Genomic DNA, 22119 nt, shown 5'->3' with positions numbered 1-22119 from the left:
GGGCCCCCATTGTCGCTCATGCGCAGGCGATCAGCCAACCCGCGCCGGGACCTCCAGGCGCACCCGCAACCCGTCGCCCGGGCTGTCGAACTCGAGGTGCGCCGCGCAGCGCTGGGCGATGGCCTGGACGATCGCCAGCCCCAGGCCGCACCCACTGCTCTGGCCATGGCGCCAGAACCGTTCGGTCAGGTGTTCGAGGTCCGCCTGGGGAATGCCCGGCCCATGATCGCGCACGACGAAGGCCGCGCGGTCCCCGCTCAGCTGCAGGGCCAGCTCCACGGGCGACTCGCTGCCGGCGTGACGCAATGCGTTGTCCAGCAGGTTGCGCAGCGCCGCCACCGCCAAGGGTGCCGGCATGCTCAGGTAGACCTGGGCGGCCTCGTCGGGCAGGCGCAGCAGAATGCGCCGCGGGTCGCCACCGGTGTCCTGCACGGCCTGGCGCACCACTTGTGCGGCGCTGCACTGGAGGCCATCGTCGAACGACAGGCTGCCCTCGACGCGGGCCAGCAACAGGAGCTGCTCCAGGGTTCGGTGCAGGCGGTCGGCGCCTTCCTCGGCATGGGCCAGGGCCTGCTCGCGCACCGGGCCGTCGGTCATGCGGGCCACTTGCAGGTGGGTCTTGACGACGGTCAGCGGGCTGCGCAGTTCGTGCGCGGCATCGTCGGTCAGGCGACGCTCGCGCTCCAAGGCCTGGGCAATGCGCCGGAACAGCTGGTTCTGGGTCTCCAGCAAGGGCTGCAGCTCGCTGGGCATGCCGGCCACCTGCAACGGCTCGACGCTGTCGGCGCGGCGCCGCATCAACGCGTCGCGCATGCGCTGCAAGGGTGCCAACCCCTTGCCCAGGCCGACCCAGAGCAGCCCCAGGCTGCCGAACAGGGCCATCAGCACCGGGGCGGACGCGGCCAGCAGGATCGAGCGGTTCAGCGCCTCGCGCTCCTCATGGCGGTCAGCCGTGGTGATGCGTACATCCCCATGCTCGTAACTGAAGGTGCGCCAGCTCACGCCGTCGATGACCTGATCGAGAAACCCGCTGCGCCGGGTGTCCATCGTGCCGTCGTGCGCATGGTTGCTGGCCAGGATCTCGCCGCGCAGCGAACTGACCTGGCACGCCATGCCGTCCGGCACGCTGAGCTGGTCGGCCGAAAAATGCGCCGCCTCGTCCCGGGCCGAGAGCGGCTGGGGCAACTGGTCGACCAGCCCGGCGACCATGCGCGCCGAGGCGACCAGACGCTGGTCGAGGGAGAACATCATCTGCTGGCGCAAGTCGCGCAGCATCCAGGCCGCGGCCAGGGCCCAGATGACGATGAAGGCGCTGCCCAGGATCAGGCTCAGGCGCAGGCGCAGGCTCATGACGCAGGTGCGCCAGGCAGCTGCGCCGGCCCCAGGCGATAGCCCAGGCCGCGCACGGTCTCGACGATACCGTTGCCCAGCTTGCGCCGCAGGTGATGGATGTGCACGTTGAGCGCGTTGCTCTCGACCTCGTCGCCGAACCCGTACACACAATCCTTGAGCTGTTCGCTGGACAGCACACGGCCCGGGTTCTGCAGGAGTGCCTGAAGCAGCGCCTGCTCACGGCGCGACAGGTCGACCGGCTGCCCGGCGAGACTGGCCTCGCAGCGGCTGGGGTCGTAGCGCAACGGGCCATGTTCGATGACGTTGACTGCGCGGCCGGCCACCCGTCGCAAGACGGTGTGCAGCCGCGCCGCCAGCTCGCGCAGGTCGAACGGCTTGAGCAGGTAGTCGTCGGCACCGGCCTGCAGCCCGTCCACCCGATCGGTGACGGCATCGCGCGCTGTGAGCACCAGCACCGGCAGGGTTTCGCCCTGCTGGCGCAGGCGTCGCAGCAGCTTGAGGCCGTCTTCGTCGGGCAGGCCGAGGTCGAGGACCATCGCGTCGAAGCGCGCGGCCTGCAGCATGGCTCGCGCTGCCGAGGCCGTGGCGACCCTGTCGACCACCAACCCCTGAGCGCCCAGACCCGCGACGATGCCGCTGGCGATCAGGTCGTCATCCTCGCAAAGCAGTACGTGCATGCTGGGCCTCCAGAAACGGGACACGAAGTGGAACAGGCTCGAATTAAGCCAGGATTATGCCGTGCACCCGAGGGGAAACAAGACCGCATGTGCCCGGCGAGGCAGCGATTAATCCGTGGTTAATCCCACCTGCCGAGCATGCCCCCTGTCTTGTCTCATCCAGGTGCTCGTCATGCGCTCGCTGCTGTTGTTCATCCTGCTGTCGCTCGCCGGGGCGCTGCAGGCCAACCCGTTCGATCGTCAGCCGGACTTCCTGCCGGTCGATCAGGCCTTCGCGTTCAGCCAGGAGCGGCTGCCCGACGGCCAGATGCGCTTGCACTTCGCCATCCGCGACGGCTACTACCTGTACCAGAAGCGCCTGTCGTTCGAAGGCTTGCCCGTCGAGCAACGCCCGGTGCTGCCAGCGGCGACGACGCACCACGACGCTTTCTTCGGCGAATCGGCCATCTACCGCCATGCCTTGACCCTGGACCTGCCCGCCAGCGCCACCGGCTCACTGCGCCTGGGCTGGCAGGGCTGCGCCGACGCCGGCTTGTGCTACCCACCGCAGACCCGCGTGATCGAACTGGGCGGCACTGCGCCCTCGGCCACGACGCCGGCCCTGGCCGACGATCAGCGTCTGGCCGGCACGCTGGACGGCCGTGGCCTGGGCTGGAGCCTGCTGGCGTTCTTCGGCCTGGGGCTGCTGCTGGCGTTCACCCCCTGCTCGCTGCCAATGCTGCCGATCCTGGCCGGGTTGGTGCTGGGCACGGGCGCCAGCGCGCGCCGTGGCTGGCTGCTGGCCGGGGTCTACGTGGTCTGCATGGCCCTGGTGTATGCAGCGCTCGGCGTGCTGGCCGCCCTGCTGGGCGCCAGCTTGCAGGCGTGGCTGCAGCAACCTTGGCTGCTCGGCGCCCTGGCGGGCCTGTTCGTGGTGCTGGCCCTGCCGATGTTCGGCGCGTTCGAGCTGCAACTGCCCGTGGCCCTGCGCGACCGACTCGATCGCGCCGGACAGGGCGCCCGCGGCGGCAGCCTGTACGGCGCGGCCTTGCTGGGTGTGTTGTCCGGCCTGTTGCTGGGGCCGTGCATGACTGCGCCGCTGGCCGGCGCGCTGCTGTACATCGCCCAGAGCGGCGATGCCTGGCAGGGCGCCCTGGTGCTGTTCAGCCTGGGCCTGGGCATGGGGGCGCCCCTGTGGCTGCTGGTGACCCTGGGCAACCGCTACCTGCCCCGCCCCGGCGCCTGGATGAACCGGGTCAAGGGCGTGTTCGGCTTCGTGTTCCTGGGCATGGCGCTGTACACCGTTCGCAGCCTGCTGCCCGCACCACTGGTGGTGGCCCTGTGCGGCGCCTGGCTGCTGGCACTGGCCTGGGCCCTGTGGCTGACGCTGCAGTCGCTGCCTCACTTGCGCTCGCTGGGGCTGGTCGCCGGCCTGTGGGGCGCGTTGCTGATGGTCGGGGCCAGCGCAGGCGCCGATAACCCTTGGCAGCCGCTGCACCCGTTCACTGGGCCAGGCATTTCCGGCGTGTTGCCTGCCTCTTACGAGGCGTTCACGACCGTCAGCGATCCGACCGCCTTGCAGCGCGAACTGGACGCAGCGCGTCAGGCAGGCCAATGGGTCATGCTGGACTATTCGGCCGCCTGGTGCGCGGCCTGCAAGGTCATGGAGCGCGAGGTGTTCGCCCGCGCCGAGGTCCAGGCCAGCCTGGCCGGTGTACGGCAGCTGCGCCTGGACGTGACCACCGACGGCGAGGCCAGCCGTGAGCTGCTGCGCCGCTATCAGGTGCCCGGCCCGCCCACGCTGATCTGGCTGGGTCCCGACGGGCAGGAGCGTCGCGCCCGTCGCCTGACCGGTCAGGTCGATGCGGCGACGTTCCTCGCACACTGGCAGCAGACCCGGAGCCAGGGCTGATGTTGAGCCTGAACCTTGGCCCTCTGACAGTGGCCTTCGATCATCTGGTGCTGCTCGTGGCGCTGGTCGTGGCAAGCCTGATCGGCGGGTGGTGGGTCCGGCGTGGCCACGTGGATACCCGGACACCCGTCTTCAACCTGCTGCTGGTGGGCCTGATCTGCGCGCGGATCGGCTTCGTCGTCGCCTACTGGTCCAGTTACCAGGCCGACCCTTGGCAAGCCCTGGACGTGCGCGATGGCGGCTTCCTGATGGCACCCGGTGTGCTGGGCGCCGCCCTCGCCGCCCTGCTGTTCGCCTGGCGCAGGCCTCACGCGTGTCGTCCGCTGGCCTGGAGCCTGCTCGGTGGCGTGGTCGTGTGGACGCTGGGCGGCCTGCTCGGCCACTGGCAGGTGGAGCATACCCGGTTGCCCGACCTGACCCTCGAGGATGCGCAGCATCGGCCGGTGCCCTTGCAGGGTTATGCCGGGCGACCGCTGGTGGTCAACCTGTGGGCCAGCTGGTGCCCACCTTGTCGCCGCGAGCTGCCGGTGCTGCAGGACGCTCGACGTGCCTATCCGCAGCTGACCTTTCTGCTGGTCAACCAGGGCGAAACGCCTGAATTGCTCGGCACCTTCCTGATGACCGCCGGCCTGGACCTGTCGCACGTGCTGTTCGATGAGCAGGGTGAGCTGGGGCGTCAGGTCGGCTCGGGCGCGCTGCCGACCACCCTGTTCTACGACGCCAATGGCCGCTTGGTGGGCAGCCACCTGGGCGAGTTGTCACGCGCCAGCCTGCGCCATGCCCTGCTTCCCCTTCTGCAGGCGGCCCCGCCTGCCCCCGATTCCAAAGGACCTTGATCATGCGTTCGCTTACACGATTGTCTCTGCTGTCGACCCTGCTGTGCGCCTCGCTGGCCCATGCCGAGTCGCTGCCCGAACCGATCCGCCAGTTGCAGGACAAGGGCGCAGTGATCAAGGGCCGCTTCGAGACGCCCGGCGGCCTGCAGGGCTACGCCGCCGAGTACCAGAACAGTGCCATGGCGCTGTACCTCACCGCGGACGGCCAGCACGTGCTGGTCGGCACGCTGTTCGATGACCAGGGTCAGGACCTGAGCGCCGAGCCCCTGGAGCGACTGGTGTACGGGCCGATGGGCGAAGCGGTCTGGGGCCAGTTGGCACAGTCGGCCTGGATCGCCGATGGCCAGGACGAGGCGCCGCAGACGCTCTACGTGTTCAGCGACCCCAACTGCCCCTACTGCACCCTGTTCTGGGAGCAGGTACGCCCCTGGGTCGCCTCGGGCAAGGTGCAGGTGCGGCACGTGATGGTCGGCATCATCCGCCCCGACAGCCTGGGCAAGTCGGCGGCGCTGCTGGCCGCGAAGGATCCGGCCAAGGCCCTGGCCGACCATGAGAAGGCGGGCAGGAGCAGCCCGCTGGCACCGCTGGCGCCTGTGCCTGCCGCCTTGGGCAAGCGGTTGGAGGCCAACCAGGCCCTGATGCAATCGTTGGGATTGAGCGCGACGCCAGCGATCTTCTACCGAGACAAGCAAGGCCGCTTGCAAAGCCTGCAGGGCGCGCCGGGCGAAGAACGCTTGGCGGCGGTGCTGGGACAACCGTAGGCCCCTGGCGCACCGCCCTGGGCAGGGCGCGTGGGCCGGCACCGAAGGCGCGGCGCGCCCTGCTCACGCCTTACCGTGCGCGGGGCTTGAGGTCCAGCCGCCGCAGGTGGCAGGTCACCTCTTCCCGGTCGTGGTACAGCTGCTTGCAGGCGATCGACACCCGCACCTTGCGCGCCTTGAAGCCTGCCTCCATGCGCTCGAGCAACCGTCGCACCTCGGCATGGCGTTGCTTCATCGGCAGCTTGAGGTTGACCACCGCTTCGCGGCACAGGCCCTCACCCAGCCAGGTCTCGATCAGCGACGCGGTGCGCGCCGGCTTCTCGACGATGTCGCAGACCATCCAGTCCACCGTCTGCCTGGGCTGCCAGGTGAAGCCGTCGGCCATCAGGTGCTGGACCAGGCCGGTGTCCATCAGGCTCTCGGCCATCGGCCCGTTGTCGATGGCGGTCACCAGCATGCCCCGGCGCACCAGCTGGTAGGTCCAGCCGCCAGGCGAGGCGCCCAGGTCGACGCCGGTCATGTCGTCGGACAGTCGCACGTCCCACTCGTCGCGGGGGATGAAGTGGTGCCAGGCTTCCTCCAGCTTGAGCGTCGAACGGCTGGGGGCCTCGCGAGGGAACTTGAGCCGCGGAATGCCCATGGGCCAGTGCGCCGAATTGCCTGCTTCGGCCAAGCCCAGGAACACCCGGCGCCCGCTGATGAAGGTCAGCAGCAAGCGCAGCCCCTGGGCCTGTTCGACCAGTCGACCGGCCTTGAGCAGGGCCTTGCGCAGCGGGACCTCGAACTTGCGGCAGAAAGTCGACAGCTCCTTGCCGTCGTTGCTGTCGAGCACCTCCAGCCACAGGCTCGCGCACACCGGCAGGTCGGCCAGATGCTCGAGCAGCACGCTGATGCGGTCCTGCTCCGGCAGGTCGACGAAGCGCCCCCGGGCCCATTGCCGGATGAAGATCAGCTGCTCGAACCGCACGCCGCCCATCAGCCGCTCCGGCCCACCGGGCTCCAGGCACACGAACTCGGCGCAGGCGGTCTGCGGTTTGCTGCGGGCATAGCCCGGCACGCCCAGGCGGGCGGCGTGCTCGCTGATCTCGGCGCAGACCTCGCCCTCGAAACCGGGCCGGCAATGCATCAACAGGGTATCCATCTTTCACTCCACGACGGCGGCGCCTCAGGCGCACGCCTTGTTCCACCGCGAGAGCCGCGGCGACAAGGCGGCGAATGATAAAGGAACCGATCTGAACCTGCGACCTGCCCGACCGGTCCAGTGTAGGGTCAGGTCGGGCGATGCAGCCCGGCCCTTGAGCCTGGTCCGTGCCGTGCGGACCCTCATACAGAGCGGTGACACCGGCGACACTTCATGATGTGCCGGGCACCGGCGCAGAAGGAGTTGGCAATGCCCTCGCTCGATAGCCTGAATACCCTCAAGACCCTCACCGTGGCAGACCGCGTCTACCACTACTACAGCCTGCCCGACGCCGCGCGCGAGTTGGGCGACCTGCAGCGCCTGCCGATGTCGCTCAAGGTCCTGCTGGAGAACCTGCTGCGCTGGGAGGACGACCAGACCGTCAGCCGTGACGACCTGCACGCCCTGGCCGGCTGGCTCAAGGACAAGCGCTCGGACCGCGAGATCCAGTACCGCCCGGCGCGCGTGCTGATGCAGGACTTCACTGGCGTACCTGCCGTGGTCGACCTGGCCGCCATGCGCGCCGCCATGGCCAAGGCGGGCGGCGACCCACAGCGCATCAACCCGCTGTCGCCGGTGGACCTGGTGATCGACCACTCGGTCATGGTCGACAAGTACGCCAGCGACCACGCCTTCGCCGAGAACGTCGAGATCGAAATGCAGCGCAACGGCGAGCGCTATGCGTTCCTGCGCTGGGGCCAGAGCGCCTTCGACAACTTCAGCGTGGTGCCCCCGGGGACAGGGATCTGCCACCAGGTCAACCTGGAATACCTGGGCCGGACCGTCTGGACCCGCGAAGAAGACGGACGCACCTTCGCCTTCCCCGACACCCTGGTCGGCACCGACTCGCACACCACCATGATCAACGGCCTGGGCGTGCTGGGCTGGGGCGTCGGCGGGATCGAGGCCGAGGCAGCCATGCTCGGCCAGCCGGTGTCGATGCTGATCCCGGAAGTGATCGGCTTCAAGTTGACCGGCAAGCTGCGCGAAGGCATCACCGCCACCGACCTGGTGCTGACCGTGACCCAGATGCTGCGCAAGAAGGGCGTGGTGGGCAAGTTCGTCGAATTCTATGGCGATGGCCTGGCGCAGTTGCCGCTGGCCGACCGTGCCACCATCGCCAACATGGCACCGGAATATGGCGCCACCTGCGGCTTCTTCCCGGTCGACGAGGTGACGCTGGACTACCTGCGCCTGTCAGGCCGCCCCCAGGAAACCGTCGAGCTGGTGGAAGCCTACTGCAAGGCCCAAGGGCTGTGGCGCCTGCCCGGCCAGGAGCCGGTCTTCAGCGATGCGCTGGCGCTGGACATGAACGAGGTGCAGGCCAGCCTGGCAGGGCCCAAACGGCCCCAGGACCGCGTCGAACTGCCGCGCGTGGCCGCAGCCTTCGACAGCTTCCTCGACCTGCAACCCAAGCCGGCGCGCAAGGACGTGGGCCGTCTGGAGAGCGAAGGCGGCGGGGGCGCAGCGGTGGGCAGCGCCGATCAGGCCGGCGAGGTCAGCTACACCCAGGGCGATGCGACCCATGTGCTGCGCGATGGCGCCGTCGTGATCGCGGCGATCACCTCCTGCACCAACACCTCCAACCCGAGCGTGATGATGGCCGCCGGGCTGGTGGCGAAGAAGGCCGTGGAGAAAGGCCTGCAACGCAAGCCCTGGGTCAAGAGCTCCCTGGCTCCCGGCTCGAAGGTGGTGACCGAGTACTTCCAGGCCGCCGGCCTGACGCCCTACCTCGATGCCCTGGGCTTCGACCTGGTCGGCTACGGGTGCACCACCTGCATCGGCAACTCCGGGCCGCTGGACGAGGCCATCGAACAGGCCGTGACCCAGGGAGACCTGACCGTGGCGTCGGTGCTGTCGGGCAACCGCAACTTCGAAGGTCGCGTGCACCCGCTGGTCAAGACCAACTGGCTGGCCTCCCCGCCCCTGGTGGTCGCCTATGCCCTGGCAGGCAGCGTGCGCGTCGACCTGACGCAGGACCCGTTGGGCATGGACACCCACGGTCAGCCGGTCTACCTGCGTGATGTCTGGCCGACACAGCAGGAAATCGCCGATGCCGTGGCCAAGGTCGACACCGAGATGTTCCACAAGGAATACGCCGAGGTGTTCGCCGGCGACGCGCAATGGCAGGCCATCGAGGTACCCCAGGCGGCCACCTATGTCTGGCAGGACGACTCCACCTACATCCAGCACCCGCCGTTCTTCGACGAGATCGCCGGGCCGCCGCCAGCCATCGATGACATCCAGGGCGCGCACATCCTGGCCTTGCTGGGGGACTCGGTGACCACCGACCACATCTCCCCTGCCGGCAACATCAAGGCCGACAGCCCGGCCGGTCGCTACCTGCGTGACAAGGGCGTGGAGCCGCGCGACTTCAACTCCTATGGCTCGCGTCGGGGCAACCATGAGGTGATGATGCGCGGCACCTTCGCCAACATCCGTATTCGCAACGAGATGCTTGGCGGTGAGGAAGGGGGTAACACCCTGCACGTTCCCAGCGGGGAAAAACTGGCGATCTACGACGCCGCCATGCGCTACCAGGCCGAAGGGACGCCGCTGGTGGTGATCGCAGGCCAGGAGTATGGCACCGGCTCGAGCCGTGACTGGGCCGCCAAGGGCACCAACCTGCTCGGGGTCAAGGCCGTGCTGGCGGAGAGCTTCGAGCGCATCCACCGCTCCAACCTGGTGGGCATGGGCGTGCTGCCGCTGCAGTTCAAGACGGGCGACAACCGTCAATCGCTGGGGCTGACCGGCAAGGAACGCATCGATGTAGGCGGATTGCGCGAGGCGACGATCCGCCCTGGCATGAGCCTACCCCTGCGTATCATCCAGGAAGACGGGCAGGTGCGTGAGCTGGAGGTGCTGTGCCGGATCGACACGCTCAATGAAGTGGAGTACTTCAAGGCCGGCGGTATCCTGCATTACGTGTTGCGCCAGCTGATCGCACAGTAAGGCGGCCTGCTTCGCCTCCCGGGGCCGTCTTGCGGCCCGGGGAGGACGCCGTCATCGTCTCGTACGACTCGGCCATCATCGTTGCCCTGCCTTCGGCCCATACCCGCCTCTGTATGGCATTCTGCCCTTCGAAAAAAAGGCCATTGCCTGGGAACTTTTCCCGAAATCGCGCTCAACAAACGCGCAGGGGTGCCGATAGCTGTTCAAAGCCTTCGCGGATAGAACAGCAGATGCGTAACAACCAACCGATCACCCAGAGAGAACGGACTTTCCCTGCCCAGCAGCGGTTGATTTCCACGACCAATGCCAAAGGGGTCATCACCTACTGCAACGATGACTTCATCGACATCAGCGGTTTCACGCGCGATGAGCTGATCGGTGCGGCGCACAACCTGGTCCGCCATCCCGACGTGCCGCAAGCCGTCTTCGCCCACATGTGGCAGACGCTCAAGCAGGGTCAGCCCTGGATGGGCATCGTCAAGAACCGCTGCAAGTCGGGCGATCACTACTGGGTCAACGCCTACGTCACGCCTATCTTCGAGAAGGACCAGGTGATCGGCTTCGAATCGGTGCGCGTCAAGCCCACGGCCGAGCAGATCCGCCGCGCCGAGCAGTTGTACCAGCGTCTGGCCCAGGGCAAGTCCGCCGTGCCGCGTCGGGACACCTGGCTGCCCGTGGCGCAGAACTGGCTGCCGTTCATCCTGGTCAGCCAGATCGGTTTCCTGATCGGCAGTTGGATGGGCCAGGGCTGGGGCTTCGCCCTGGCAGCCGCGTCGAGCGTGCCCTTGGGGCTGCTGGGCCTGAGCTGGCAGCAGCGCGGCCTCAAGCGCCTGCTGCGCCTGGCCGAGCAGACCACCTCCGATGCCCTGATCGCGCAGATGTACACCGACAGCCGCGGCGTGCAGGCCCGCCTGGAAATGGCCATGCTCAGCCAGGATGCTCGCCTCAAGACCTGCCTGACCCGCCTGCAGGACAGTGCCGAGCACCTGAGCCAGCAGGCGAAGCAGTCCGATGCCCTGGCGCACCAGAGTTCGACCGGCCTTGAGCGCCAGCGTGTGGAAACCGAGCAGGTGGCCACGGCCGTCAACCAGATGGCGACCACCACCCAGGAGGTGGCGACCCACGTGCAGCGCACGGCCGATGCCACGCAGCAGGCCAATCGCCTGACTGGCGAAGGCCGCCTGATCGCCGGGGAAACCCGCGAAGCCATCGAGCGCCTGTCCACCGCCGTGGGCGAGACGGGGCAGACAGTCACGCAACTGGCCAAGGACAGCGACGAGATCGGTGGCGTGGTCGATGTGATCAAGGGCATTGCCGATCAGACCAACCTGCTGGCACTCAATGCCGCCATCGAAGCGGCACGGGCAGGCGAGATGGGCCGTGGCTTTGCGGTGGTTGCCGATGAAGTGCGCCAGCTGGCGCAGCGCACGGCCGAGTCCACCGGGCAGATCCATGCGCTGATCGCCAAGCTGCAACAGACCGCCAACAACGCGGTGCTGACCATGGAGGCCGGGCATCGTCAGGCCGAAGAAGGCGTGGCACGGGTGATGGAAGCCGACCGGGCGTTGTCGGGCATCAGCGATGCGGTGGCGCACATCACCGACATGACCACCCAGATCGCCGCCGCGACCGAAGAGCAGACCGCCGTGGCCGACGAGATCAGCCGCAACATCACCACCATCGCACAACTGGCCGACCAGACCTCGGAACAGGCCCAGAGCTCGGCGCTGCTGAGCGAGGAGCTGACGCGCACGGCGACGGGTCAGTATTCGCTGGTCGAGCGGTTCAACCGGTAGGTGCGAAAGGCAGTGGGCTGGCCAGTGATTGAGGCGGTGCATGACAGGGCCTCATCGCTGGCAAGCCAGCTCTCATAGAACATAAGATATTTTGTTGATTTTAAAAGGAATAATTTCAGGATTTTGTGGGCCCTGCGGGCCCAATCGCGGCACAGGGGCCGCTCCCACAGGTGACTGCGATAGCTTGCAACCCCGCGGTGGGACTACGGGTGTAGGAGCGGCCCCTGCCGGGGCGCCGGACCGGCCGCGATGGGCCGCAAAGCGGCCCTAAATCGATCAGCAATAAAGCTCCGGATCCTGCCAGCTACCGTCGGCGCCAAGGCGGCGGGCGGACTCCCACTGGTCCTCATTCCAAGCAACTCTGCCCGGTATCAGCCCATTGACTGGCACCCTGTGGGAGCGGGCTTGCCCGCGATGCAGGCGGCGCCAGTGCACAGACAGGCGACTCGACTGAACACACCTCCGTGTGTCGAAGGCAGCGTCCTATCAGGCCCAGTCCAAGGTCAGCGCGCTGTCGAATGCCCGCTCTTCCCCTGTGAGGGGATCCACGAAACTCAACCCTTGCGCCAGCAGTTTCAACGGCTTCTGGTAGTCATCGGCCTGCGCGACCAGGGTCGGGTAGAACGGATCGTACTGAATCGCAGCCCCCAACGCGGCCATGTGCACCCGCAACTGGTGCGTCTTGCCCGTCACCGGGGACAGCCCGTAGCGCCACCACTCACCCCGCTTTTCCAGCACCTGGAGGTGGGTTTCGCTGTTCGCCACGCCGGGCACTTCCTGCATGCGGAAGAACGGTTCCCCATGGGCCAGCCGACTCGTGTGGACGTACGGCACTGGCAGGTCGGGCAAGGCCGGGGCGATGGCCTGGTACTGCTTGTCGATACGGCGCTCGGGAAACAGCCGCTGGTAGGCGCTGCGGCTCTGGGGGTTGCTGGAGAACAGCACCAGCCCGGCGGTGTGACGATCGATGCGATGCAGCGGAACCAGGTGCGGATTGTCCAGCCGACGGATCAAGCGGCGCAGCAAGGTCTGCTCGACGTACTCGCCCGTCGGCGTCACCGGCAGAAAATGCGGCTTGTCGACCACCACCAGGTGCTCGTCGACGTGCAGGATGACCTCCTGAACCGGAATCGGGCGCTCGTTGGGCACTTCGCGAAAATAATGCAGCCGCAGACCGCGGCGATAGGGCAAGTCCGCCGGCACCGGCTGGCCTGCGGCATCGAGCACGCGACCCCGCTGAAAACGGTCGAGCCACCCTTCCCGGCCCACGGCCTTGAAATGCTCGCTCAGGCAATCGAGCACGGTGCTCCATGCACCGGGCGGGAGGCAGACCGTGCTGGCTTGCTGCAAGGCGGGGTCGAACGGCGCGGACATGGCAATGACTCGGTGACGAAAAGACGCGGCATTATCCGCCAAGCGCGACGGGGCAACCAGCGTTCGGCGATGTCTCGCTGCGCTCCTTGAGCCAGCGCAGCACCTGCACGGCCTCCCAGCGGCTGGGGTCGTACAAGGCATAGACCTGCCCTTCGTAACCGACCACATCGAGCGGCCGATGATAACCGGCGCGCTGGAACAAGGCCTCGACCTCGGCGAAACAGGTGTTGAAGTGCACCTTGCCGAACGGCGTGCGCTCACCGACCACCAGGCCGTCGAGGCGCAGCTCCAGCGCCGCCTCGAGGACGCTGTCCACCTCCATGCGATTGACGCTGTACTTCAATTGCTCGACATTGACCATCGGTTCTCTACCACCTTCACTGTATAGGCATACAGGATAGAGAGCCTGCCCGGCAACGTCAAACGGCAACGCCTCCCCCTCAGCGCAGAAAGCTGGCGATCTGCGCCTCGTCGAACGGCCAGTCGAGCTCGGCACCCGTGTCGCACCGACGCAGCACCGGCAGGCGCCAGGCATAGCGCTCGATGCACTCCGGGTGCTCGCTGATGTCGACCAGCTCGACCAGCAGGCCGTGGTCGACCCAGGGCATGAGCAAGTTTTCGGCCACCTCGCACAGGTGGCACCCCAGGGTTGCGAACAACTGGCATTCAGGTGGCATGTCCAGCCTCTCCGACGACAGAGCAGCCCTCAGTCTAAGCCCATCGACAGCCGCTTGCACCGACCGCCCGCCGCAGGGACCGGACCGCTCAGTCCTGGCTGGTGGCGCCAATCCGGTGCAAGGCCAGGTCCGCGCCCTGGAACTCCTGCTCCTGATCCAGGCGCAGACCGTGCATCCACTTGATCGCGCCATAGACGACGAAGCCGCCGACCAGCGCCACCAGCACGCCGGCCAGGCTGCCGATCACCTGGCTGATCAGGCTGACGCCTCCCATGCCGCCCAGGCCTGTCAGGCCGAATACCCCGCAGGCCAGGCCACCCCAGAGGCCGCACAAACCGTGCAACGGCCAGACACCCAGCACGTCATCGATCTTCCAGCGGTTCTGCGCCGCCGTGAAGCTCCAGACGAACAGCACGCCTGCGATCAGGCCGGTGGCCAGTGCACCGACCGGGTGCATCACGTCCGACCCGGCACACACGGCCACCAGACCCGCCAATGGGCCGTTGTGCAGGAAGCCAGGGTCGTTGCGACCGGCCAGCAGCGTCGCCAGCGTTCCGCCGACCATGGCCATGAGCGAGTTGATCGCCACCAGCCCGCTGACCCCTTCCAAGGTCTGCGCACTCATGACGTTGAAGCCGAACCAGCCGACGATCAGGATCCACGAGCCCAGGGCCAGGAACGGGATGCTCGACGGCGCGAAGGCCACCACCCGACCCTCTCGGTAACGTCCGCGACGCGCGCCCAGCAGGATGATCGCAGCCAGCGCCAGCCAGCCGCCCATGGCATGCACCACCACCGAGCCTGCGAAATCGTGGAACGGTGCGCCAAAACGGGCCGTGAGCCAGGCCTGCACACCCAGGTTGCCATTCCAGACGATGCCTTCGAAGCTGGGGTAGACCAGCGCCACGATCAACGCTGTGGCGCACAGCTGCGGGGCGAAACGCGCACGCTCGGCGATGCCGCCGGAAATGATGGCCGGGATCGCCGCCGCGAAGGTCAGCAGGAAGAAGCATTTGACCAGGGCATAGCCCTGGTCCTGGGTCAGCACGGCGGCCGGTCGCATGAAGTCGATGCCATAGGCGACCCAGTAGCCGACGAAGAAGTAGGCCATGGCCGAGACGGCGAAATCGCTGAGGATCTTGCACAGGGCATTGACCTGGTTCTTGTGCCGCACCGTACCGACCTCGAGAAACGCGAAGCCTGCGTGCATGGCCAGCACCAGAATGGCGCCCATGAGAAGAAACAGCGTGTTGGCCCCGTGAACGAGCGCGCCCGTGGCCGTGTGGAGTGATTCCATCGAAGGTCTACCTGAAAAAAAGGCACCTTTACCGATCATTCACCTGCCCTATCGCACCGTTTCAGTGCCAGGCCCGAACGACACTGACGTATACGGGCGCGAACAGGAAGCAGGCCGACGACCAGACCGGGCCGTTTTGGGAGGAACGTGATCCTTGTGCGTGAAAAACCATGCACGCATCCGGTGCGGCATCTAAGATTTTGCGCAAGGACAAAGCAAACGCTGTACCAAGGCCTTGGGCTGAACCTTCGAAGCGGTCCGAGACTCGAACCCTCCACATACTTCTGCAGGGAGACACGCATGACCACTTCGGTAAAGCAGGCACAAGACATCCTCCGGGACGACATCCAGACGCTGATCCGTGACACCGAAAAGCTGCTGACCGACACCGCCGACATCGCTGGCGACCAGGCCACCGAGCTGCGCGGCCAGATCGAAGAGCGCCTGCTGCAAGCCCGTCAGACCCTCGAATCGACCCACGACACCGTCCGCCAGCGTGGCGAGGAAGTGCTGTGCGTCGCCGATGAGTACATCCGCGAAAAACCCTGGCAGGCGGTCGGCATCGCTGCTGGCGTCGGTCTGCTGATCGGTCTGTTGGCCAATCGCCGCTAAGGAACCTCCATGGATAAGGAAACAGTGGAGACCGGCAGTGCCTCGACGGCTCGGCGCCTCGGCGCTTCCGTACTCGGCCTGCTGCATGGTCACCTGGAACTGTTCGGCATCGAACTGCAGGAACAGAAGACCCGTTCGCTGAGGTTGCTGCTGTTCGCAGGCCTGGGCTTGCTGTTCGCGCTGCTGCTGTTGTGCGCACTGTCGGGCTTGCTGCTGGTACTGGTATGGGACACCTACCGCCTGACCGGCATCATCGGCCTGTGCATCTTCTACGCCCTGGCCACGCTCTTCTGCGGCCTGCGCCTGAAAGCTGCCGTGTTCGATGAGTCGTCGCCGTTCCACGCCACCCTCGAAGAACTTGCCAAGGACCGGGAGCGCCTGTTGCCATGAGCCTGCCTACTCTTCCCGATTCACGCGACCCCCGCGAACTGCGCAAGGCCTTGCTGCGCCTGCGCATGGAAATGCACCGTCAGGAAATCCGTCAGGAGACGTCGCACTTGCTGTCGCCGCTGCACCGCTTGCGTTCCATGGGCAGTTCGCTGCAAGGTGGCATGGGCCTGAACCATGCACCGCTATGGGGTGTCAGCGCCGTCAGTGCCTTGGGCTTTCTGACCGGCAAGGGCATGCGCGGCGGCAAGCTGACGCGCCTGGTGCGCATCGGCGCGACCTTGATCCCCCTGGCGCGCATGCTGCTTCAGGCGCGTCGCCAGCGACACTGAGCGTTGCACACGTGCCCTGTCGCGGGCAGCCAGACCTTCACCTGACCGGAGATCGACCTTGGACTGGCAGACTCTGCTGACCCGCGAACGCCTGGGCAAGGCGTTGTACAGCCCTGAGGAACTGGGCCGCAGCCCCTTCCACAAGGACCACGACCGCGTCATCTTCTCCGGTGCATTCCGCCGTCTGGGTCGCAAGACCCAGGTTCACCCGGTGACCAGCAACGACCACATCCACACGCGCCTGACCCACTCGCTGGAAGTCAGTTGCGTGGGTCGTTCGCTAGGCATGCGTGTGGGCGAGACGCTGCGTGATGCGCTGCCCGACTGGTGTGCGCCAAGCGACCTGGGCATGGTGGTGCAGTCGGCCTGCCTGGCCCACGACATCGGCAATCCGCCGTTCGGCCACTCGGGCGAAGATGCGATCCGCCACTGGTTCCAGCAGGCTGCCGGGCGCGGCTGGCTGGACGACATGAGCGACGACGAGCGTGGCGACTTTCTCAATTTCGAAGGCAACGCCCAGGGTTTCCGGGTGCTGACCCAGCTCGAGTACCACCAGTTCGAAGGCGGCATGCGCCTGACCTACGCCACCCTGGGGACGTACCTCAAGTACCCATGGAGCGCGCGGCATGCCGACGCGCTGGGCTACAAGAAACACAAGTTCGGCTGTTACCAGAGCGAGCTGCCATTGCTGGAGCAGATCGCCGGACGACTCGGCCTGCCGCAACTCGACGAACAGCGCTGGGCACGCCACCCGCTGGTCTACCTGATGGAAGCGGCAGACGACATCTGTTATGCGCTGATCGACCTGGAAGACGGGCTGGAAATGGAGTTGCTGGGGTATGAGGAAGTCGAAGCCCTGCTGCTCAATCTGGTCGGGGATGATTTGCCGGACACCTACCGGCAGCTGGGGCCGAACGATTCACGGCGGCGCAAGCTGGCCATCCTGCGTGGCAAGGCCATCGAACACTTGACCAATGCGGCGGCGCGCGCTTTCGTCGAGCAACAGTCGGCGCTGCTCGAAGGCCGTTTGAGCGGCGATCTGGTCGAGCACATGCATGGGCCTGCCAAGCAATGCGTGCTGCAAGCCAAGGATGTGGCACGCAAGAAGATCTTTCAGGACAAGCGCAAGACATTGCACGAGATCGGCGCCTATACGACGTTGGACATCCTGCTCAACGCCTTCTGCGGCGCAGCCCTGGAGCAGCATGGCGGACGCTCGCCGTCGTTCAAGAGCCGGCGCGTGCTCGACCTGCTCGGCAACAGTGCGCCTTCGCCCGAGGGGTCGCTGCATGCGGCCTTCCTGCGCATGATCGACTTCATCGCCGGCATGACCGACAGCTACGCCAGCGAGATGGCGCGCGAAATGACCGGCCGCGCCAGCGGCGCATAGCGATGCGCCTGGCGCTCGTCCAGGGCGCCAGGCGAGGTACAACCCTGGCGACCGGCCTGCGCTGCGGCATCCGGCCGCACACCCTCTACGAAGGTCTTCTTGCGACGATGGCGACTCATTTGGAGACGTGCACCGCCACCGTATTTTGTAGGTTTGATGATTTTTTGTTGTAGTCCCTTTCCTAGATAACTCTTAAAGCCCGAACGCTCATGTCCGTCATCTAACAACTGAGCTAAGGTGCTGCCCTGCATCCGACATCTATGGAAAGTTATATGTATTCTGTCTTCATTGTCGATGACCACCCGGTCATTCGCTTGGCCGTTCGCATGTTGCTGGAAAACCAAAGTTACAAGGTCGTGGGTGAGTCCGATAATGGCGTGGATGCCATGCAGATGGTTCGCGAGTGCCGCCCCGACCTGGTCATTCTCGACATCAGCATCCCCAAGCTCGATGGCCTGGAAGTCCTGTCGCGCTTTCAGTCCATGGCACTGCCCCTGAAGGTGCTGGTGCTGACGGCACAGTCCCCTGCCCTGTTCGCCGTGCGCTGCATGCACTCTGGCGCCGCCGGGTACGTGTGCAAGCAGGAGGACTTGAGCGAATTGTTGAGCGCCATCAAGGCGGTACTGTCTGGTTACAATTATTTCCCAAGCCAGGCCATCAATCCGGTTCAAGAAAGTGAGAGCCGGGACCTGGAGTTATTCAAGTTGGTCAATGATCGAGAACTTATGGTGTTACAACTTTTCGCGCAAGGCCGCAGTAACAAGGAAATCGCCAGCGGCATGTTTCTCAGCAACAAGACCGTCAGCACCTACAAGAAGCGTCTGATGCAGAAGTTGCGCGCCGCCTCGCTGGTCGAGCTCATCGATATCGCCAAACGCAACGCCCTGGTCTGACCTGATCATGTCCCGGCCTCTGGCATGGCTGTGCGTCGGGTGGCTGCTGGCGGTGTGCCCGGCCCTCGCGGCCCCCGATGTCATGCCCCCCTTACCCTTGACCCTGCTCGATCGGGGTCATCCGCCGCCTGTGAAGGTGACCTTGAACGCCCCGCAGCGACGCTGGCTCGAACGCCATCGTGAACTGCGCCTGGGGACGTCCGCGCCCGATTATCCGCCGTTCGACATCACGTCCGGAGGGCGGGATTACCAGGGCTTGACTGCCGATCATGCGGCGGTCCTGGGCGCAAGCCTGGGGCTGCCGATCAAGGTGCTGCGTTATCCCGACCGCCAGGCTGCGATCCAGGCGTTGAAGGACGGCCATGTCGACCTGCTGGGCAGCGCCAACGGCTACGAAGCGGCCTTTGCAGAGTTGAGCCTGTCGGTGCCGTATGCCACCGATCAGCCTGTGCTGGTGACCCGCCAGAGCGAAAAGCGGCCTCTGGACATGGGCCTGGCCGGCCTGCGCCTGGGCATGCTCTACCACTACCTGCCCCTGGCCGAGGTCCATGCGACCTATCCCGGGGCGACGCTGCAGAGTCATCCCACCTCCGCCAGTGCCTTGAACGCCGTGGCCTTCGAGCAGGCCGACGTGTTCATCGGCGACACCATTTCCACGCTCTACCAACTCAACCAGAGCCACCTGCCGAACTTGAAGATGGCCAACTTCGGCAAACACGAAGCGGTCGGTTTCGGTTTCGCCTTGCGCCGCGACGACACGGTCCTGCTGGAGCTGGTCAACGCCGTGCTGTCCGGTTTGCCAGCGCTCACGCGCAAGGACATTTTCGAACGCTGGAGCACGGGCAGCGATACCTTGATGACCGATCGCAAACTCCAGCTCACGCCACGTGAAGAGCGCTGGTTGCACGACCATCCCGTCATGCGCGTGGTGATCGACGAGACTGCCGCGCCGCTGACGTTCTTCGACAAGCAGGGCAACTTCCGTGGCATCGCGGCCGACCTGCTGGAGCTGATCCGCCTGCGCACCGGCCTGCGTTTCGAGGTCATCCGCACCAAGGGCATCGAAGAGATGGTCCGTCAGCTCAAGGAGGGAAAGGCCAACGTGATCGCCGCCATCGGCCATCCCGAGCACCACGCCGACCAGTTGAGCGCCAGTCGCCCCTACCTGGAGACCTCCTACATCCTGATCAGCACGCGCGGCGAGCGGCAGCCGGTCTCGCTCGAAGACCTCGCCCACCGGAAACTGGCCATCCCGCGCGACACGCCGCTGGCCGAAACGCTGGCACAACAGCATCCGCACATCCTGCAGACCATCAGCGACAGTACCGCCCAGGCCATCGCCCTGCTCAAGGACGGCAAGGTCGATGCCGCCGTCGCGTCCCTGGTCGATGCCAACCATGCCTTGGCCAACGACTCGACGCTGGTCATGCGCACGACGGTCGGCGAAGCGCCAGCGGTGTTCTCGATGGCGACGCCGTTGCGCTGCAAGGAGCTGGCCCAGATCCTCGACAAGGCCCTGTTGAGCATCTCGCCCGAGGAGCTGGGGGTCATCAACAGTCGCTGGCGTGGTTACGGTCACCTTGACGACACGCGCTGGCAGGCCTACCAGCGCATCGCCTTGCAGATCGTCATCGCCACGGTCCTGCTGCTGGTCCTGTCGCTGATCTGGAACACCCGGCTGCGCCGCCAGATCGCCCAGCGTGAACGCGCCGAACGGGCCTTGAACGACCAGGTGGCCTTCATGCGCACGCTGCTCGACGGCACGCCGCACCCGATGTACGTTCGTGACCGTGAGGGGCGGATGCAGACCTGCAACCAGAGCTACCTGGACGCGGTTCAGGCCAGCGCCGACGAGGTCCTCGGAAAGCGCCTGCAGGACAGCGTGGTGAACAAGTGCGCCTACACGCGCCAGATCCAGGCCGACTACCTGAAGGTCCTGGAACAGGCCAAGCCCCTGATCACCGACCGCCCGCTGCGCCTGAAGGATCGCGAGCTGACCATCTACCACTGGATCCTGCCCTATCGCGATTCGCTCGGGCAGGTCCAGGGCATCATCTGCGGCTGGATCGACATCAGCGACCGGCGCAAGCTGGTTCAGGACCTGAGCCTGGCCAAGCAGCGTGCCGACCAGGCCAACCGGGCCAAGAGCACGTTCCTGGCGACCATGAGCCATGAAATCCGTACCCCCATGAACGCCGTGCTCGGCATGCTCGAACTGGCGCTCAAGCATGCCGACCAAGGCCGTCTCGAGCGCGAGGCGATCGCCGTGGCGCACCGCTCTGCCAAGGACCTGCTCAAGCTCATCGGCGACATTCTCGATTTCGTCCGGATCGAGTCCGGCCACCTGAGCCTGAGCCCCGAACCGGTCGCCGTGGCCGAACTGGTAGCGGCCGTGGCCGGCATGTTCGACGGGCTGGCGCGGCAGAAAGGGCTGGCCCTGGAAGTGGACATCTCGGCGGACGCGCATTGTCATGCCCTGCTCGACCCGATGCGCTTCAAGCAGGTCCTGTGCAACCTGATCGGCAACGCCATCAAATTCACCGACCATGGTCAGGTGCGCATCAGCATGCGCACACGCCAAGTCGGCGACCCGCCTACCCCCTGCCTGGAGCTGGAGGTGCGCGACAGCGGCATCGGCATTCACGCAGAGGACCTCAAGCGGCTGTTCACCGCCTTCGCGCAAGTCGACCCGGACAGCGATCGCGCCCGCGCCGGTACGGGCCTGGGCCTTGCGATCAGCCAGGCCATCTGCCAGCTGATGGGCGCCAGCCTGACCATGGACAGCCTGCTTGGGGTCGGGACACGGGTACGCCTGTCCGTCCCCTTGCAGGCCACAGAACCGGTGCACGCGCCCGAGCCGGTCGTGCGGATCGATACGCCCGATGCCCGCCTGCGCGTGCTGGTGGTGGACGATCATCCGGCCAACGTCATGCTGCTGGCCCAGCAGTTGGCATTCCTCGGCGTGCACCACCAGAGCGCGAGCCATGGTGAGGAAGCCCTGGCGCGCTGGCGCGAACGCACCTTCGACGTGCTGGTGGTCGATTGCAACATGCCGGTCATGAATGGTTATCAACTGGCCCGCCGCATCCGCGAAGAGGAGGCCCGCACCGGGCGTCCGCGCTGCACGCTTCTTGGCTACACGGCCAATGCCCAGCCAGAGGTGCTCCAGCAGTGCCTGGACGCCGGCATGGACGATTGCCTGTTCAAGCCCATCGACCTGCAGGCCTTGGGCAGACGGCTGGCCCACATCGTCCCGCTGACCACGGCCATGACCGCCCGAATCGACCTGGAGGGGCTGGACGCGATCGACGGCAACGTCCCCCAGGAACGTCAACGCCTGCTGGAGACCCTTCGACACTGCCTGCACCAGGACGTCCTCGGGTTGATGGCCCTGGACCCTGATACGCAGCAGGAGGCGCTGTCCGCACTGGCGCACAAGGTCCTCGGGCCGGCGCGCCTGCTCGGTGCCGAAGCATTGTGCACGGCCTGTGAAGCACTGCAGCGTGACGCGCAGGCGTTGTCGCCGAAACAGCTCAGGCAACGGCGTCAGGCCTTGGGCCGGCACATGCGCCGGGTCGAGCGCGCCCTGCGCGATGCCATGCATACCGAGGCCGAGCGCGTACCCTGATCGTCGCGCAGGCCCTTTACGTATGACGTCCAGCGCGTATAGTGGCGCCTCCCGTGAGTGCCGCCCTCGAAGGGTCGGTCACC

Annotated in this window: 18 protein-coding genes; 11 read left to right on the top strand and 7 right to left on the bottom strand. The window is 66.3% G+C overall.

Going from position 1 to position 22119, the window contains the following annotated elements; all coding sequences use genetic code 11:
* Positions 1-30 precede the first annotated feature (30 nt).
* The gene (locus tag G7Z99_RS10315; RefSeq protein WP_181093605.1) at positions 31-1350 is read right to left on the bottom strand and encodes an ATP-binding protein; all 1320 of its coding nucleotides are present in this window, start codon (positions 1348-1350) and stop codon (positions 31-33) included.
* Positions 1347-2030 (bottom strand): response regulator, encoded by a 684-nt coding sequence (locus G7Z99_RS10310; protein WP_181093604.1) that lies wholly within the window; start codon positions 2028-2030, stop codon positions 1347-1349. The genes G7Z99_RS10315 and G7Z99_RS10310 overlap by 4 nt, the downstream gene beginning before the upstream one ends.
* A 172-nt stretch (positions 2031-2202) precedes the next feature.
* On the opposite strand from G7Z99_RS10310, the gene dsbD reads away from it, so the two are divergent.
* From dsbD to dsbG, 3 genes are read left to right on the top strand one after another with little or no spacing between them, the layout of a single operon-like run.
* Entirely contained in the window at positions 2203-3921 is a 1719-nt protein-coding gene (dsbD, locus tag G7Z99_RS10305) for a protein-disulfide reductase DsbD (protein WP_181093603.1), read from the top strand.
* The gene (locus G7Z99_RS10300) at positions 3921-4757 is read left to right on the top strand and encodes a TlpA disulfide reductase family protein (RefSeq protein WP_181093602.1); all 837 of its coding nucleotides are present in this window, start codon (positions 3921-3923) and stop codon (positions 4755-4757) included. Before dsbD ends, G7Z99_RS10300 begins: the two co-directional genes overlap by 1 nt.
* A 2-nt stretch (positions 4758-4759) precedes the next feature.
* Entirely contained in the window at positions 4760-5518 is a 759-nt protein-coding gene (dsbG, locus tag G7Z99_RS10295) for a thiol:disulfide interchange protein DsbG (RefSeq protein WP_181093601.1), read from the top strand.
* A gap of 70 nt (positions 5519-5588) precedes the next feature.
* Here dsbG and rlmM read toward each other — a convergent pair whose 3' ends face one another.
* Complete coding sequence (rlmM, locus tag G7Z99_RS10290) at positions 5589-6659, bottom strand: 23S rRNA (cytidine(2498)-2'-O)-methyltransferase RlmM (protein ID WP_181093600.1); 1071 nt, start codon at positions 6657-6659, stop codon at positions 5589-5591.
* A gap of 249 nt (positions 6660-6908) precedes the next feature.
* Here rlmM and acnA point away from each other — a divergent pair, with 249 nt between their 5' ends.
* Positions 6909-9650, top strand: a complete 2742-nt coding sequence (acnA, locus tag G7Z99_RS10285; protein ID WP_181093599.1) for an aconitate hydratase AcnA — start codon at positions 6909-6911, stop codon at positions 9648-9650.
* Between the two features lie 230 nt (positions 9651-9880).
* On the top strand, positions 9881-11446 hold the full coding sequence (locus tag G7Z99_RS10280) for a methyl-accepting chemotaxis protein (RefSeq protein ID WP_181093598.1): 1566 nt from the start codon (positions 9881-9883) through the stop codon (positions 11444-11446).
* 486 nt (positions 11447-11932) lie between these two features.
* Here the strand turns inward: G7Z99_RS10280 and G7Z99_RS10275 are convergent, their stop codons facing one another.
* The 4 genes from G7Z99_RS10275 to G7Z99_RS10260 form a co-directional block, all read right to left on the bottom strand.
* The gene (locus tag G7Z99_RS10275; RefSeq protein WP_181093597.1) at positions 11933-12820 is read right to left on the bottom strand and encodes a pseudouridine synthase; all 888 of its coding nucleotides are present in this window, start codon (positions 12818-12820) and stop codon (positions 11933-11935) included.
* 31 nt (positions 12821-12851) lie between these two features.
* On the bottom strand, positions 12852-13181 hold the full coding sequence (locus G7Z99_RS10270) for a transcriptional regulator (RefSeq protein ID WP_181093596.1): 330 nt from the start codon (positions 13179-13181) through the stop codon (positions 12852-12854).
* 79 nt (positions 13182-13260) lie between these two features.
* Positions 13261-13497 (bottom strand): glutaredoxin family protein, encoded by a 237-nt coding sequence (locus G7Z99_RS10265; protein ID WP_181093595.1) that lies wholly within the window; start codon positions 13495-13497, stop codon positions 13261-13263.
* An 88-nt stretch (positions 13498-13585) separates the two neighbouring features.
* Complete coding sequence (locus tag G7Z99_RS10260) at positions 13586-14794, bottom strand: ammonium transporter (RefSeq protein WP_181093594.1); 1209 nt, start codon at positions 14792-14794, stop codon at positions 13586-13588.
* A 300-nt stretch (positions 14795-15094) separates the two neighbouring features.
* Here G7Z99_RS10260 and G7Z99_RS10255 point away from each other — a divergent pair, with 300 nt between their 5' ends.
* The 6 genes from G7Z99_RS10255 (at position 15095) to G7Z99_RS10230 (ending at position 22036) form a co-directional block, all read left to right on the top strand.
* Positions 15095-15406, top strand: a complete 312-nt coding sequence (locus tag G7Z99_RS10255) for a DUF883 family protein (RefSeq protein WP_181093593.1) — start codon at positions 15095-15097, stop codon at positions 15404-15406.
* A gap of 9 nt (positions 15407-15415) precedes the next feature.
* Positions 15416-15796 (top strand): phage holin family protein, encoded by a 381-nt coding sequence (locus tag G7Z99_RS10250; protein WP_181093592.1) that lies wholly within the window; start codon positions 15416-15418, stop codon positions 15794-15796.
* Complete coding sequence (locus tag G7Z99_RS10245; protein ID WP_181093591.1) at positions 15793-16125, top strand: hypothetical protein; 333 nt, start codon at positions 15793-15795, stop codon at positions 16123-16125. The genes G7Z99_RS10250 and G7Z99_RS10245 overlap by 4 nt, the downstream gene beginning before the upstream one ends.
* 58 nt (positions 16126-16183) lie before the next feature.
* Positions 16184-17515, top strand: a complete 1332-nt coding sequence (locus G7Z99_RS10240; protein WP_181093590.1) for a deoxyguanosinetriphosphate triphosphohydrolase — start codon at positions 16184-16186, stop codon at positions 17513-17515.
* A gap of 272 nt (positions 17516-17787) precedes the next feature.
* Entirely contained in the window at positions 17788-18408 is a 621-nt protein-coding gene (locus G7Z99_RS10235; protein WP_181093589.1) for a response regulator transcription factor, read from the top strand.
* Positions 18409-18415: 7 nt separating this feature from the next.
* Entirely contained in the window at positions 18416-22036 is a 3621-nt protein-coding gene (locus G7Z99_RS10230) for a transporter substrate-binding domain-containing protein (protein ID WP_181093588.1), read from the top strand.
* Positions 22037-22119: the final 83 nt, after the last annotated feature.

It is taken from the genome of Pseudomonas entomophila, assembly GCF_013523165.1.
Classification (GTDB): Bacteria; Pseudomonadota; Gammaproteobacteria; order Pseudomonadales; family Pseudomonadaceae; genus Aquipseudomonas; species Aquipseudomonas entomophila_A.
Note: the sequence above shows the minus strand (reverse complement) of the source record. Positions and strands in the feature narration are given on the sequence as shown.